The sequence below is a fragment of the Leucobacter sp. WKLB1 genome (genome assembly GCF_059696215.1).
In genome coordinates, this window is record NZ_AP046115.1 from 3,006,903 (window position 1) to 3,022,140 (window position 15,238).

The window sequence follows — 15,238 nt, forward strand, 5'->3', positions numbered from 1 at the left end:
CGAGCACGTTACGGCGGTAGCTGGACTGTAATCGTGTTGATGTCGTTTCGACAAGTTGGGTTGTGCATATGACAACTTGCGTGAAATCGTTCTAGTCTGTCGCCATGACCGAGTCATCCATACCGCGCCGTAACGCCTCCGGCCTCCGCCGCGATCTCGACCTCCTGGAAGCGCTCACGAGCAGCGAGGCCCGCAACGGCCTCGGGGTCACTCGCCTTGCCGAGCTCACCGGCCGAGACAAGGGCCAGGTCTCGCGCACCCTCGCGACCCTCGACGAGGCCGGGTTCGTCGACCGCGATACCGAGACTCTCGTCTACACCCTGGGATCCCGCATCTTCTCTCTCGCCGCGCAGACGGCTGAGGCTCGACTCGTCAAGACGAGCGCCCCATTTCTGCGCCGGGTCGTCGCAGCCACCCACGAAACCACCCACCTCTGCGCCCTGCGCGGGGGCAGCGTGCTGACGCTTGCCAGCGAGATCAGCGAGCACGCCTTCCGAGGTCTCGGTTGGGAGGGAGTGCGCACGTCGGCCTGGCGCACCTCCTCGGGGCGCGCCCTCATGAGCGATTGGAGCGACGAGGAGCTGGGACGTTGGTACCACGCACACATCGCCGACGAGGTCGCGCGCGCCGGAAGCCTCGCGAGTGCCGCCGACTTCTCAGCCGAGCCGGTCGACCAGGCGACGAGCGTGCCGCTCATGCAGGCACCCCCGCCGCCACCCGAGAAACTGCGGGTGACCGACCTCCGCAGCTTTCTGACAGAGATTCATCTGGTGCAGCAGCAGGGCTTCGCCACCGTCGACGAAGAGTTCGAATCCGGCGTGGTGGGCGTGTCAGCCCCGGTGACCGACTTTCGCGGCAAAGTGGTGGCCGCGATCAACATCAGCGCGCCGAAGAGCCGCCTCGGCACCAACCTGCAACGGGCCGGCGCCTACGCGGCTCACGTCGCCGCAGAGCTGTCGCGCGCGCTTGGAGCGGGTGATCCTGCCGCGGAGTAACCGGTGCCGGATCACCCGGCCCGCCGCACTGATGCAACACCGCACCGCCGTTCTGACACCCTGACGCTCTGCCGCCCTGACGCACTGCCGCCCTACCGTCCCAGATAGCGGAGATTCCGGGAATCGCTGAGCGATGTGGCCGAATCGGTCAGCGATCTGGTGAATCTCCGCTGATTGGGGTGAGCGCGAACGGCGGAGAGGCGGAACGGCCGAGCAGCGGCGCGACGGAGCAGCCGCGCGGTCGCGCGCGTTTGAGCAGCACGGCCGAGCGGGCCCGAGGGGCAGAGCAGCCGCTCGCGTAACCGGTGCCGGATCACCCGGCCCGCTACAAGCGGTCGCGGTGCCGGTCGCGCAGGTCTTCGACCGCGCGCTCGAGTGCCGGGTCGTCGCCGCGGGCGAGCGCAGCGTACTGGAGCACCACGCCGTCATCGCTCTGCACGGCCTTCACCCACATGCGACGGCGCGGCACGAAGAGCGACCACACGAGACCGCCGAGGGCGAGGAGCGCGAAGATGAGCACGTACGTTTGAGCCGGGTTGCGCATGACGTCGAACGACGCGTAGCGCGGCACATCATCGAGCGTGATCGTGCCCATACCGTTGGGCAGATTCGTCGTCTCGCCCGGAGTGAGCTCGATCGAATCCTTGTCGACTGCACGTCCGGTCAGCTGCTGCATGTCGGTCGTGTCGAGCGAATATACCGATCGCGGAATACCGCCATCGATGCCCAGGTCTCCCTCGAAGACGTCGAGTGTGAGCACGGGGTTCTCGAGATCGGGATAGTTCGACGTGTACGCACCCGTGTCGAGGTCGGCCTTCGTCGGGTAGAAGAACCCGCGCAGACCGATCTGCACATTCTTGCCGTCGTCTTGCAGCCCGTACGGCACTTTCACGACGCCGAGCGAGAGCATCGTCATGTTGTTTTGAGGAATGAACGGCATCGCCTCGCTGTAGACGACCGTGCCCTCGGCGTTCTTGATCGTGATGCGCGGAGCGTACCCGTTGGCGATGAGGTAGATCGGCGATCCGTGCACGCGCAGCGGGTGGTTCACGCGGATCGTCTCGGGCGACTCCTCGCCGGTCTCGGGATCGATGAGCTGCAGGTTCGCGGTGTAATCGCGCACCTGCCCGATCGCGTGCGTGTTGCCGTCGTCGGGAGTGACGTAGGTCACGTCGAGCGAGTCCAATGTCAGGCCGAATGGATCGAGACTCGAGGAATCGAACCCGCGACCGGTGTTCACGGTGTCGTAGTCGATGAGCTGGTTCACCATCGTCTCGCCCTCGACGAGCACTTTCTGCCCGTTGAAGGTGAACACCCCACCGACGCCCACGGCGATGAGCACGCCGAGCAGCGAGATGTGGAAGATCAGGTTGCCCGTCTCGCGCAGGTAGCCGCGCTCGGCCGACACCGAGACGGTCTCGACACCGCGTCGCGAAGTGCGCTGAATCTCGGTGCGATACCGTGCCTTCCGCAGTACGCGCGAGGCCTCCTCGATCGCGCGCTCGGCGAAGGCGACGCGATCTTCGGCGCTCGCTTCGGGGTTCGAGACCCGCACTTCGGAGAACCCGGCCATGCGCTGCAACCGGGCCGGCGTCTTGGGCGGGGTGCCCCGCCACGCCTTCCAGTGATGGAAGATGCGCGGCAGCACGCAGCCGATAAGCGAGATGAAGAGCAGCAGATAGATGGCCGAGAACCAGACCGACCCGTAAACGTCGAACGCCTGGATCGGGAAGGCATCGAGCACAGGGAAGAGCTTCGGGTGATCGGACTGATACTGGATCACTCCGTTGGGGTCGGCGCTGCGCTGAGGCAGCAGCGAACCCGGAATGGCGGCGACGGCCAGCATGAGCAGGAGCACGAGTGCCACGCGCATGCTCGTGAGCTGCCGCCAGAACCAGCGCGCCCAGCCCTTCACGCCCAATTCGGGCGACTCGATGCGACCGGTCCCGCCGGCTCCGGTGCCGTCGTCGTAATCAGATGGGCGTGACATAGCCGCCAATCACCGCCTGCAGTGCGTACATCATTTGGCTCCAGATGCCGGTCACCATGAGGAGACCGATGAGGATCAGCAGCCCGCCGCCGATCAGGTTCACGGCACGGATATGCCGTTTGAAGAATGTCATCGTCTGCGTCAACCAGGTGAAGCCGAATGCCGCAAGGATGAAGGGCAGGCCCAGGCCGATGCAGTACGCGATCGCGAGCACGACGGATCGACTCACCGACGCCTGCTGCAGGCTCAGGCCCATGATCACCGCGAGCGTGGGCCCCATGCAGGGCGTCCAGCCGATCGCGAAGACTGCGCCGAGCAAGGGTGCTCCGGCGAGACCGAACTTCGGCTTCACGCGCATCTTTCGCGTGGTCTGCATCTTCGTGAACAGGCCGATGAACACGAGCCCCATGATGATGATGACCGCACCCATCACGCGCGTGATGACCGGTTCCCACTGAGTGATGAACACTCCGACGGTGCCTGCAGCCGCCAGGATCGCGACGAAGACCGCCGTGAAGCCGAGCACGAACAGCACGGAGCCGAGCAGCACGCGACCGCGCGGTGACTTCTCGCCCGGTGCCGAGCCGGCCGTCGAACCGACATACGCGAGGTACCCGGGCACCAATGGCAGTACGCACGGCGACAGGAACGAGAGCAGCCCGGCCGCGACCGCGATGAGCGAGGCGACGAGCAGCTGCCCGTCGGCGACGATTCCCTGCAGATCCACCGGCTACTGCTCGGTACTACCGGAATCGGCGGCAGACGCGTCGTCGCCCGATTCGGCGAGTGTCTCGTCGATCAGGGTGCGCAGCTGGGACTCGCCCGCGATCTGCCCGAGCACGCGGTGCGCGACACGCCCCTCGCGATCCAGCACCAGCGTGGTCGGCACGGCGTTCAGCGGTACCTGGCCCGCGAAGGCGCGCTGCACGGAACGACCGCCCGCATTGTCCATGATCGAGGGGTACTCGATACCGAATTCGAGCGAGAACTGCTGAGCCTGGGCCACCTGATCGCGCGTGTTCACTCCGACGAATTTCACGCCCTGCGACGAGAACTCGTCGTAGTTGGTGACGAGATCGGGAGCCTCGACGCGGCAGGGCGCGCACCCGGCGTACCAGAAGTTCACGACGGTGACCTCGCCGAGCGTGTCAGCGGAGCCGTAGGTGGCACCGCTCTCGTCGACTCCCGAGTACTCCACGGCTTCAGCACGCTTGGACACGGGAATGCTGAGCGTCGAGCCGTCGCCCTCGATGTAGCCTTTGCCGCTGCCCTCGCGGTACTGGGAAGCGAGGTCGCTGCCTTCGGTGCTGCACCCGACGAGGGTGAACGCGACGGCGGCGGTCAGTGCGAGTGCGGTTGCGGTGCGTCGCAGGCTCATACGGCTCCTACATCTACGGCGTCGTCGAGCAGGCCGGCGGCGGGGGTGCGGTACTCCACCTCGAACCAGCGCTCGCCGCGCCGTTCGAACGTGGTGATGCTCGACAGGTCGCACCGTCGCGACGCAGGGTTATGGAAGAGGGGCTTGCCGGCGATATCGAGGTGGGCCATCCAGATCGGCGACTGGTGCGACACCATCACGATGTCGCCTTCGCGGGTCGAATCCCATGCCGCATCCATCGCTTCGCGCACGCGCGCGGCGACCTGGCGGTACGGCTCGCCCCAGCTCGGGCGGAACGGGTTCCAGAACCGATGCCAGTAGCGCGGCTGCTTGAATGCCGCGTCGGGGCCAGAGTTGACGAGGCCCTCGAACGCGTTGGTCGGCTCGATGATGCGCTCTTCGGTCGCGATCTCGAGGCTGAGCGCACTCGCGATCGGTCGCGCCGACTGCTGGGCGCGCTCGAGCGGTGACGCGTAGAGTTTCGCGACCGCGCGGTCGCTGCCGGCGAGTTCGAGCGCGGCCGCTTCGGCCATCTGGTGCCCGCGTTCAGACAGGCGGAAGCCCGGAATGCGTCCGTAGAGCACCCGGTCGGGGTTGTGGACCTCGCCATGGCGCACCAAATGCAGCAGTTTGTCGCTCACGGGTCCATTCTACGTTCGCCGTATCTGGGAGTTCGGGGCGTCGGATCACCGGACGCCGGGGCGCCCCGAACTCCGACAGGTCAGGGCAGTTCGGGATCGAGCCCGAGGTGCTCGCGCAACGAGGCACCAGCGTATTCGCTCGGGTAGACGCCGCGGCTCTGCAGTTCGGGCACGAGCCGGTTCACGATGTCGTCGAGACCGGTCGGGCTGAGGTAGGGCGTGATGTTGAAGCCCGCCACGACACGTCGCTCGGCGTAGCGCTGCAGGTGGTCGGCGACGGTCTGCGCGCTGCCGACGAAGCCGGTGAGGTCGTTGCCGCGCGTGGCGTGCTCGATCACGAAGTCGCGAATGCTGAGGCCCCGGTCGGCAGACTCGGCGCGCCACTCGTCGGCCAACTGCTTGGCCTTCGCGTTCTGGAAGGCGCTGCCGCGGGTCACGCTGGAGGTCTGCTGCACGGGATCGATGTCGGGCAACGGCCCGTCGGGGTCGTACGCGCTGAGGTCGGTACCCCAGAACTGTTCGAGGTACGCGAGCGCCGTCTGTTCGGTGACCTGGGCTCGCCGGATCTCGTGCAGCTTTTCGTGCGCCTCCGCGTCACTGTCGCCGATCACGATCGTGACGCCGGGGAAGGGCAGCACCGAGCCCGATCGGCGCCCGCGCGCGACGGCGCGACGATCGATGTCTGCGCCGAACTCGACGGCTCGCTCGTACTGCGTCGCGCCGGTGAAGACGAGGTCGGCGTGCTTCGCGGCAAAATCACGGCCCTCCGAGGAGTCGCCCGCTTGAATGAGCACCGGTCGCCCGCCGGGCACGAGCGGCAGGGCGCGTTCCACGTCGAGGTCGAAGAACTCGTTGCGCACCTCGAGCGGCAGGCCACCCTCGGTCTCTGCAGCGCGCCAGATCGCTTTCACCGCCGTCACGAACGCGTCGGCGTTGCGATAGCGATCGGCATCGGCGACGAACCCGCCGCGCCTGAAGTTCTCGCCCGTCCAGGCGTTGTGGGTCGTCACGATGTTCCACGCGGCGCGACCCCCGCTGAGGTGGCTCAGGCTCGCGAGGCGGTAGGCGAGGTCGGCAGGGTCATTGAAGGTGGTGCTCTGCGTGGCCGCGAGGCCGATGCGCGAGGTTACTGCGGCGAGCGCGGCGAGCTGCGTTTGCGCGTCGGGGCGGCCGACGACGTCGAGATCGTGCAGGTGACCGAGGTGCTCGCGCAGGCGCAGCCCCTCACCCAAGAAGAACGCGGCGAACACCCCGCGCTCGGCGGTCTGCACGACGCGGCGGAACGACTCGAACGCGACGTGATCCCCTGATTCGGGCCAGTGCCAGATCGTCGAGAAGTTCACGCCCTGAAAGAAGACGCCGAATTGGATCTGCCCGGGCTGCGCGGCCTGGTGCGGTGCGGCGATGGTCTCGGGTGTGGTGGTCATGCTCAGTGGTTCCCCTCGTTCGCGAAGGCGTTCTGCGCCGCGGGGAGGCCGAAGACCTCGCGGGCGGTGGTGTGGACCGCGGGCTGCGGCACGGCAAGGCCGGACGCGAGCAGCGCCGGCACGACGCGGTGCTGCACCTCGTCGAGCTCGTCGTCGGTGACCGCCGGAATGAGCCGCACCCCGTCGACGTGCGGGGCGAGCGCGATGAGACGCTGTACGAGTACATCGGTCGACCCGACGAAGCGCTCGGCCGAACTCGCTGCCCACGGACGCGCGGCGTCGAGCCGGGCCAGGCGATCCTGCGCCGCCTCACCGCGGGAGTCGAGCACGATTTCGAGGTCGACGATCACCCGTGCGGCGCCGTCGGCCCGGGCCGTCGCGGCGTCGGCGGCTAACGTGGCGCCGCCGGGAATGAGGATCGCGTCAGCATCGACCCCGATGGAGAATGCGAGCGGCGCGAGTACCGGGAGCTGCCCCTGCGGTGGTCGTGGCGTGATCGCGGGGCCCTTCACCGAGAACGAGCGGCCGGTGAAGTCGGCGTAGTGCAGCTTGTCGCGGTCGATGTAGCGCCCGGTCGGAAAATCCTTGATCACCGCGTCGGATTCCCAGGTATCCCAGATGACGCGCACGGCGGCGATGACATCGACGAGTTCGTCCGCAAGCTCATCTTCGGTGAGAGCGTCGCGCCCGAATTGCCGCGCAGCGAGCTGTGAGTTCTCGCCCGACACCAGCCAGCCGCCGCGGCCGCCCGCCGCGTAGTCCAAGCTCGCGAGCTGGGTTGCCGTGTGAAACGGCTCGACGAAGGTGACCGGGATTTCCGGGATCAGCGCGATCCGCGACGTGCGCGGCCCGGCGAAGGCGGCGAGCTGCACGGGGTCGAGTCGGGCACCGGCTCCGGTCGGCGGCAGGTGCGCGCCCGCGAGCGTGACGAAGGCGAGCCCAGCCGTTTCGGCCCGGCCGATCGCGTCGGGCACTCGTGCGGCATCGTCGTGCGCTGCGACCGCGATACTCGGGTCTGCGGCCGCGGGGTGTGACCCCCGGCCGTCAATATGGATGCCGACGATGAACGGTTGCCCCACTGCGGTCCTCCTGCGCTCGATACTTACTCCGCGCGGATGCGCGTCGCATGTCCCATCACATTACTGATCTTTATGGGTGGCATTCACGAATGTTGCGCACCTTGACGCGAGCGAGGATCACCGAGCGCCTTCGCGCGAGCCCGAAACCGGGGGTGCGGGTGGGCGAGGACGCGACGGCTAGACTGTCGGGGTGACTGAGCGTGTATTGATCAAGGATCTGGCCGCCCGCGAAGACGGCACCGTCCGCGTTTCGGGGTGGGTCGAGAAGGTGCGCGACCAGCGGTACGTGCAGTTCGTCGTGCTCCGCGACGAGACCGGCGCCGTGCAGCTGGTGAACGGCGGCGTGCTGCGCGAGCCCGACCCCGAGAATCCCCGCTCCGACATTCTCGTGCCGCGCACCACCACCATCTCTGAGCTGACGCAGGGCACCTTCGTCACGGTCGTGGGTCAGCTCGAGCACAACGAGCGCGTGAAGCTCGGCGGCGTCGAGATCCAGATCGATGAGATCGAGGTCGTCGCCGCGTCGCTCCCCGACAACCCCGTCGCCGGCGATTCGGGCATCGACGTTCGCCTCGACTGGCGCTTCCTCGACCTGCGCCGCCCCGAGCAGAACCTCGTGTTCCGCGTGCAGACCGCATTCTTGCACGCGCTGCGCCAGGTCTGGGTCGACCGCGGCTTCATCGAAATCCAGACCCCGAAGCTCATGGCCAGCGCCTCCGAGTCGCGCGCCGAGCTCTTCGAGGTCGAGTACTTCGAGGGCAAGGCCTTCCTCGCGCAGAGCCCGCAGTTCTTCAAGCAAATGGCTCAGGCCGCCGGGTTCGGCGGCATCTTCGAGGTCGGCCCGGCGTTCCGCGCCGACCCGTCGTTCACGTCGCGTCACGCCACCGAGTTCACCTCGGTCGACACCGAGCTGAGCTGGATCGATTCGCACGAAGACGTCATGGAACTCCACGAGGAGCTCATCGTCGCCGGCCTCACCGCGGTCAAGGAGAAGCACGGCGAAGAGATTCAGAAGCTCTTCGGCATCGAGGTCGAGGTGCCGTCGCGCCCGTTCCCGCGCATCCCGCTGGCCGAGGCCAAAGAGATCGTCAAGGCCGAGGGCTATGAGGTGCCGCGTGCCGACGCCGACATGGACCCGGAGGGCGAGCGTCGGATCGCAGCGCACGTGCAGAAGAAGTACGGCCACGACTTCGTCTTCCTCACCGACTACGACGCGTCGATCCGCCCGTTCTACCACATGCGCAACGCCGAGAACCCGCAGCTCACGCAGAGCTACGACCTCATCTACCGCGGCACCGAGATCTCTACGGGTGCCCAGCGCGAGCACCGCATCGAGGTGCTCGAGGCGCAGGCCGTCGAAAAGGGCATGGACCCGGCAGAGCTCGGCTTCTACCTCGACTTCTTCCGCTACGGCGTGCCGCCCCACGGCGGCTTCGGCATGGGTCTCAACCGCGTGCTGATGCTGCTGCTCAAGCAGCAGTCGATCCGCGAGGTCACCTACCTGTTCCGCGGCCCGAACCGCCTGCTGCCGTAATCGCGCAGCACCGGTGCACGGCGCCCCTCCGCTTCGGCGGGCGGGCGCCGTTCGCGTGTACGCGGGTTACGTCGCGGGGGTCATTGCGCAGGTTGCCTGGAACAAGCCGAGTATGACCCATTGGCCCGTGACCGAACGGGTTTCTGATGTCCACCCGCTGGAATGACGCGTCTGCACCTGTATCGTTCGACTCGCCCCGAGCGTCACACTCAACAGTCCCCCCGAGATCGTGGTCTCATACACTCCTCCCGCCGCGGCGACCGTGCGTAATTCACTTCCCGCTGGCGTGAATGTAGCCGATGCCGCGACCGGGTTCACCGCGCCGGTGTAATTAATGAAGACCTCGGTCAGGGCGTACCCCGAGGGCAATCGCCAACGAATCGTGAGCGTAGACGCACCGAGGTTGAGCAGAGATCCCGTGACAGCACACTCTCCGCCATAAGGTGACGACGGCACGGTCAGCGCAGTGAACGTGCCCGCGGCGACCTCGGGGTCGCTCCAAGTCGCCTCGGTCTCTTGCGGCTTCGGGGCGAGCACGAGCACCCCGAGGGCGAGCGCGACCATCCCCGCAGCGATGCGGGTGCGCATCGACCGGTGCCGGATCCCTGCGCCGCTCACGAGCCACCCGCCGATCGGCGTCGGCGCAGGAACGCCGCTACTCCAGCCACCCCGAGCCCGGCGGCAACCCCACCGACTCCGAGCAACCACATCGGCGACGCATCAGCACCGGTGACCGGAATGGTGCCGATCGGGCCGGGCGACGTGGAGACGACGTCACTTCCCCCGGACGCCCGCATCGTCAGCGCGACGGCACCGCGAGCGGCCGTCGGAATCGACGCCGTCACCAGATACCACTGTTCTTCGGCGCTCTCGAGTTCGGCGACGGGCACCGCAGGCGACGCGATCTCGACCCGGCCATCGCCACCGACCGGCGTTTCGACCCCTGAGCAGGCCTCCCCGCTCCATCGCACGCTGCAGCTGCGCACGTTCAGCTCCAGCCCGAGCTCCTGAGACCCCGCAGATTCGAGCGACACCTGCACCGCACCGGGGTCGAGCGAGTCCACTCGCACACCGATCTGCCAGAGCACCGGAACTCCGGGTCGCATCGAGGCCATTTCATCGGCATCACCGATGGAGGTCAGGGTGATGTGTGCGCCGCGCGTCACGACTGGCGCGGGTGCGGAATCGGCGGTCGCCTCGGCATGCGCCGGCACCGTCGGCGCGAATGCGAGGGCGCCAACGACCAGCACCGCACCGATAACGGGGGCCGCTGCTGCGCTCACGCGATCCGGCACCCGCGACCGGGATTGATCGGTATCGGCGATGGTCTGCTCGGGCTCGCCGTGACGCGGCGCTCCGCCACCATCACCGCGACTGCGGTTCGCACGCTTCGACTCGCGGGGCCAGAATGCCCAGGTCACCAGCACTGATGCGCCGACCGTCAGCCCGCCGAGCACCCACGGGTTCGCGAACCAGACCACGACGTGCGCCAGATACGGCACCGAGACGATCACGCGTCGCGCTTCGGTCACGGTGTACGGTGACGGATCCTCCGCATCGTTCGCGTCGCCCTTCATCGTGATCGTGCGCCCGTCGCCGGCACCCTCAACCGAGGTCACGCGGTGCGTCACCGGCAGCATTCCGGGGCGATCCACGGTAAGCACGTCGCCGACGGCGATGTCGCTCGCGGGGATCTTGTGCACGACCGCGAGCGAACCAGCCGGAATCGTCGGCGACATCGACCCGGTCTTGAACATGATGAGCGTGACCTGGAAGAAGGCCGCGAGGAGCACGAGCACGATGCAGACCAGACCGGCGAACGCGGCCACATTAAGCAGCAGGCCGCCGATCACTCCCCCTGCAGTGCGCTTCGTGTCGGTCATCTCTCCCTCCTTCACCTGCTGATCTCCATTGCCGCCCCTGGGCGCTGCGCGCCGGCTACGAAGTCGACGTCCCGGTGATGGTCCACGCGAGCGTTGCGTTGAGCCCCTGCGCCGCGTTCGCGGTGCCCGCGGGCAGCGTGACCGCGATGCAATAGGCCGCCGCATTCGCACCTGCCGCGGAGAGCGCCTGCGTGGCCGTCGGGGCCACTGTCAATGCGCTGTTCGCCGCGACGATGTTCCCCGTGCCGAATGTCGTCGCGTTGCAGGCGGTGCCCGCCGCCGGATCGATCGTGCTCACCCCGTAGCGCAGGTACGTGCCGAGACCTGAGCCCGTCACGACCGGTGCGGCCATGAGTGCGGTGCCGCCGACATTGGTGCCGGGCGTCGTCTTCACCGTGTACTTCGCGTACGTGGTCACCCCCGGCGACATGCCGGTGGGCGTTGCCACGAACGTCAGCGCGGCTGCTGTCGCTCCCGTTGCATGCTCGGAGAAATTCGTGCCATCAGTGGATCCGATGATGCCGAACGTGCTCGCGGTGAACGTGGCCTGCGCGTACTCGCTGTCTGTCCAGGCGGCGAGGGTCAGCGTGCTGCCCACCCCGAGCACGAGCGCTCCGGCTAGGAGCGCCCGCACTCGGGTGAACCAGTTCGCGGATGCCCTCCGCCGACCCCGAACTCGCGTTCGCTGGCTTCGGCGGAACACGATGGCCTACAACGTGGCGCCGGAGGTGGCGTTGAACGTCCAGGTGAACGATCCGGTCGACGCCGGTGCGAGCGTCGGGCCCGCGGTGACCTGGAAGCACAGGTACGTCGGCGTCGTGACCGTCGCGAGCAAGAACGACGTGCCGTTCGTGTTGGTGCCCGCGGCATACGTCGTCGCGTTGCACGTCGCGCTCGTCGTGTAGACGTACGAGGCCGTGGTGCCCACGATCGCGCTCGAGTTGTCTTGCACCACCGCAACCGTCGCCGCGTTCGTCGAACCGGTCTTCAGCTGCACCGCGAACGGAGCGTAAACGACGCTGCCCGGAGCCAGCTTGTCAGCGCCGACCTGAAAACTCAGCGTCGCCGGGGTGCCCGACGTCGGGTGATCCGCCCACGTCGTACCGTTCGTCGATCCCTCGATCCCGAACTGACCGCTGGCGAAGATGCCGCGCGCCCACTCGTTGTCGGTCCAGGCCGCGAGCGTGATCGCCGCCCCGACTCCGAGCACCAGACCGCCCGCGAGAATGGCTCGAACCTTCGTCCAGCCCCTGCGCGGCTTCGTTGTCGCTTCCACGTGTTCAACAGACATCTGCATTACCCCTTTGTACGCGCACCAACATCCTTCCTATGTCGGCACTATGTTCAGAGCGTACTGCGAAGGCATGAAATAAAAAAGGCCTTGCCAAAATTCGGACAATCGTCTGAAATGACGCTCCAAACTTCGGCAAGGCCCTCGGCGAACACGCGCAAGATGCGCCGTCTGGCTACTCCGTCAGCGCATCGGTGACGAGCACGAGTTTGCCGGTGGTGCGGTCGGTTTCACCGGCCGCGTGCGCCCTCGCCGCTTCCACGAGCGGGTAGGTCTGTGCGATCGACGCGCGCAGACCACCCGACCGCACGAGCTCCGCGATGCATTCAAGATCGTGGTGCGATGAATCCACGAGCATGCGCGTCGCACGCACGCCGAGCCTGTCAGCCTCGGTAAAGAATGCCTCTGAGCCGGCCGGCAGCGTCGACACGACGATACCCCCGGGGCGCAGCACCCGCAGCGAGCGCAGCGAGGTGTCACCACCAATGGTGTCGAGCACCACATCGACGTCTGAGGCCACCTCATCGAACTCCTGGGAGCGGTAGTCGATCACCTCATCCGCGCCGAGACTCCGCAGGAACTCGTGCTTGGCCGCACTCGCTGTGCCGATCACGTGCGCGCCTGCAGCCTTCGCGATCTGCACCGCGACGTGACCGACCCCACCTGCGGCAGCGTGCACGAGCACCCGCTGCCCCGCTTCGAGGTGCGCGTAGTCGTGCAGCGCCTGCCACGCGGTCAGTGAGACGAGCGGCAGCGCACCCGCCTGCACGTGGTCGATCTCGAGAGGTTTGTGCGCGAGCACCCGTGCGGGTACCGCGATCACCTCCGCGTGCGTGCCGTGCCCGAACGGGTACGAGACCATGCCGAACACTTCATCGCCGACGGCGAAGCGCGCGACGCCGATCCCCGTCGCGATCACCACGCCCGATACGTCCCACCCGAGCACGAACGGCGGGTCGCCGAGAAAGCCGCCGGTGCGGCGATGCTTCCAGTCGGTCGGGTTCACGCCAGCCGCGTGCACGCGCACCAGCACCTCGTTCGGTCGGGCCACCGGCACCGCGACCCGCTCCGCGGTGAGCACGTCGGGATCACCGAGCGCCGTCTGCGTGATCGCGATCATGGTGGGGTGCTCAGCTGAGGTTGCGTGCTGGGACTGCGTCGATTCAGAGATCATGCCTCCACAATCGCGCAGACCCGGCCGCGAGGCAACGGGGCCGCGGACGGGTTCACCGACGGCGTACCGAAACGACCGAATCCAGCAACTTTGCAGAAGTGCCATCGGGCGCGCGACCCTCGCGCTCGCGCACTTCGGCAACCTCGACGTCCCAATCGTTCGGATCGAGCGACAGCGCCGCGAGATCCTGTTCGGGGGTCGGGAAGTCGCCGCCGTGCCCGGGCGCCCAGTCGGGAGCCGCGGCGTGCGCGATGACGACGACGCGACCACCGGGGGCCACGCTGCGCGCTGCCGCCCGCAAGATGCGCTCGCGCGGCAGCTCTACCGGCGATTGGAAGAAGCTCGCGGTGACCAGATCGAACCCCTCGCGATCGGGCGTGTCATCGAGACCATCGATGCGTGCGGGATCATCAGCCCACTCACCGAGGTCCGCGGCGATGAATCGCGCAGCATCGAGGCCACGCTCGCGCGCAGCGGCCTGCGCTCGAGCCACCGCGTGCTCCAAGAGGTCGATGCCGGTCGCGTTCCACCCGTGCTCCGCGAGCCACAGTACATCGCCGCCCTCGCCGCAGCCGAGATCGAGCGAGCGACCCGGGCTCCAGTCGGCGGCCAGCTCACCCAGCGCGTGGTTCACGTGCCCCGACCAGACGCGGTCGCCGCCGCCGTAGCGCTGCTGCCAGAACTCGACGGGATCGGTCGGGGCGTCGGTATCGGAGCCAGGTACCCCGTGCGCCCCCGCACCCTGCGCGTGGTGCCGATGGCCATGCTTGTGATCCGGCGCCGACTGCTGCTGCGTCACTGCGCGATCTCCGCTGCGGCGAGCGCGTAGTCTTCATCAACGAGGATCGCGTTGACCGCGGCGCCCGCCATCATGCCGGTTGCCATCGACGCCGGCACAGTCGCCATCGGATTCGTCACGTTTCCGGCCGCCCAGATGCGCGGATGACTCGTGCGCTGCATTATGTCGACCTCCAAGAAGGACCCGACGATCGTGTCGGTGCGAGCGAGGTCCAGGTGCGCGACGAAGCCGTCGTGGGGGCGCAGGGTGCCGGCGGTGAAGGCGGCATCGAGCGGGTACTCGCGCCCGTCGGCGGTGCGCACGGCGGTGAGCTGCGCGCCGTCGCCGATCGCTTCGACGACCGGCTCGGCGACGAGCTGCACGCCTCGGCTGCGCAGGAGTCGTTCGGTGTCGGCGTCGAGCACACTCGCGCCCGTCTCGTCGACGAGCCCGGCCGTGAAGACGGTGACGTCGTCACTCCACTGGCGGATCAGCTTCGCCTGGTGCAGGCCCGTCGGCGAGGTCGTGATGACCGCCAGGCGCTGCCCACGCACCTCCCAGCCGTGGCAATACGGGCAGTGGAGCACCGACGTGCCCCAGCGCTCGGCGAGGCCCGGGATCGCGGGCAGCTCGTCGGTGACGCCGGTCGCGAGCACGATGCCGCGGGCGCGAACGGTCTCGCCACCGTCGAGCTCGAGTTCGAGCAGGGCGCCGGGGGTGGCGGGGTCTGCGGCCGCTGCTGCGGCGGCTTCGGCTCCCGGGGCGTCGATGTTGCGCACCACACGTACCGTCGCCTCGCGGAACTCCACACCGTAGGCCTCGGCCTCGGCACGGCCGCGGGCGACGAGCTCACGCGGGGTCGTGCCGTCGAGCCCGAGCACGTTGTGCATCTGGTGGGCGAAGCGGTTGCGGGGTTGGGCGGCGTCGATCACCAGGGTGCGCCGCAGGGAGCGGCCGAGGGCCTGGGCCGAGCTGAGGCCGGCGGCGCTGCCGCCGATGACGATGGCGTCGTAGAGTTCGTGGGTCATGCTGACAGTGTGCGGGGCAATGTGCGATACTTGCAATCTC

General features: G+C 67.8%; 15 protein-coding genes. 2 read left to right on the plus strand and 13 right to left on the minus strand.

The genetic code is table 11. From position 1 onward, the window contains the following. The first annotated feature begins 104 nt into the window (after positions 1–104). Positions 105–995, plus strand: a complete 891-nt coding sequence (locus tag ACZF5Y_RS13775) for an IclR family transcriptional regulator (RefSeq protein ID WP_497533251.1) — start codon at positions 105–107, stop codon at positions 993–995. Positions 996–1,320: 325 nt separating this feature from the next. Here the strand turns inward: ACZF5Y_RS13775 and resB are convergent, their stop codons facing one another. The 6 genes from resB to ACZF5Y_RS13805 form a co-directional block, all read right to left on the minus strand. Further along, the gene (gene resB, locus ACZF5Y_RS13780) at positions 1,321–2,985 is read right to left on the minus strand and encodes a cytochrome c biogenesis protein ResB (protein ID WP_497533252.1); all 1,665 of its coding nucleotides are present in this window, start codon (positions 2,983–2,985) and stop codon (positions 1,321–1,323) included. Next, entirely contained in the window at positions 2,969–3,706 is a 738-nt protein-coding gene (locus tag ACZF5Y_RS13785) for a cytochrome c biogenesis CcdA family protein (protein WP_497535340.1), read from the minus strand. The genes resB and ACZF5Y_RS13785 overlap by 17 nt, the downstream gene beginning before the upstream one ends. A 9-nt stretch (positions 3,707–3,715) precedes the next feature. Then, positions 3,716–4,363, minus strand: a complete 648-nt coding sequence (locus ACZF5Y_RS13790) for a TlpA family protein disulfide reductase (protein ID WP_497533254.1) — start codon at positions 4,361–4,363, stop codon at positions 3,716–3,718. After that, entirely contained in the window at positions 4,360–5,004 is a 645-nt protein-coding gene (locus tag ACZF5Y_RS13795) for a histidine phosphatase family protein (RefSeq protein WP_497533255.1), read from the minus strand. Before ACZF5Y_RS13795 ends, ACZF5Y_RS13790 begins: the two co-directional genes overlap by 4 nt. A gap of 80 nt (positions 5,005–5,084) precedes the next feature. Beyond that, positions 5,085–6,431, minus strand: a complete 1,347-nt coding sequence (locus tag ACZF5Y_RS13800; protein WP_497533256.1) for an NtaA/DmoA family FMN-dependent monooxygenase — start codon at positions 6,429–6,431, stop codon at positions 5,085–5,087. A gap of 2 nt (positions 6,432–6,433) precedes the next feature. After that, positions 6,434–7,510, minus strand: coding sequence for an LLM class flavin-dependent oxidoreductase (locus ACZF5Y_RS13805; RefSeq protein ID WP_497533258.1), 1,077 nt, complete (start codon positions 7,508–7,510; stop codon positions 6,434–6,436). 190 nt (positions 7,511–7,700) lie between these two features. On the opposite strand from ACZF5Y_RS13805, the gene aspS reads away from it, so the two are divergent. After that, the gene (aspS, locus tag ACZF5Y_RS13810) at positions 7,701–9,044 is read left to right on the plus strand and encodes an aspartate--tRNA(Asn) ligase (RefSeq protein WP_497533260.1); all 1,344 of its coding nucleotides are present in this window, start codon (positions 7,701–7,703) and stop codon (positions 9,042–9,044) included. Between the two features lie 66 nt (positions 9,045–9,110). Here aspS and ACZF5Y_RS13815 read toward each other — a convergent pair whose 3' ends face one another. The 7 genes from ACZF5Y_RS13815 to ACZF5Y_RS13845 form a co-directional block, all read right to left on the minus strand. Next, entirely contained in the window at positions 9,111–9,632 is a 522-nt protein-coding gene (locus tag ACZF5Y_RS13815) for a hypothetical protein (protein WP_497533261.1), read from the minus strand. A 26-nt stretch (positions 9,633–9,658) separates the two neighbouring features. After that, positions 9,659–10,927, minus strand: a complete 1,269-nt coding sequence (locus ACZF5Y_RS13820) for a signal peptidase I (RefSeq protein WP_497533263.1) — start codon at positions 10,925–10,927, stop codon at positions 9,659–9,661. A gap of 55 nt (positions 10,928–10,982) precedes the next feature. Continuing rightward, a complete protein-coding gene (locus tag ACZF5Y_RS13825) occupies positions 10,983–11,630 on the minus strand; it encodes a SipW-dependent-type signal peptide-containing protein (RefSeq protein WP_497533265.1) in 648 nt (215 codons plus the stop codon). A gap of 6 nt (positions 11,631–11,636) precedes the next feature. Continuing rightward, entirely contained in the window at positions 11,637–12,224 is a 588-nt protein-coding gene (locus ACZF5Y_RS13830) for a SipW-dependent-type signal peptide-containing protein (protein WP_497533267.1), read from the minus strand. 169 nt (positions 12,225–12,393) lie between these two features. Continuing rightward, positions 12,394–13,392, minus strand: coding sequence for an NADP-dependent oxidoreductase (locus ACZF5Y_RS13835; RefSeq protein WP_497533269.1), 999 nt, complete (start codon positions 13,390–13,392; stop codon positions 12,394–12,396). Between the two features lie 52 nt (positions 13,393–13,444). Further along, a complete protein-coding gene (locus tag ACZF5Y_RS13840; protein ID WP_497533270.1) occupies positions 13,445–14,191 on the minus strand; it encodes a class I SAM-dependent methyltransferase in 747 nt (248 codons plus the stop codon). Beyond that, positions 14,188–15,198 carry an NAD(P)/FAD-dependent oxidoreductase gene (locus tag ACZF5Y_RS13845; RefSeq protein WP_497533272.1) on the minus strand — a complete coding sequence of 337 codons (1,011 nt, stop codon included), beginning with the start codon at positions 15,196–15,198 and terminating at the stop codon, positions 14,188–14,190. Before ACZF5Y_RS13845 ends, ACZF5Y_RS13840 begins: the two co-directional genes overlap by 4 nt. Positions 15,199–15,238: the final 40 nt, after the last annotated feature.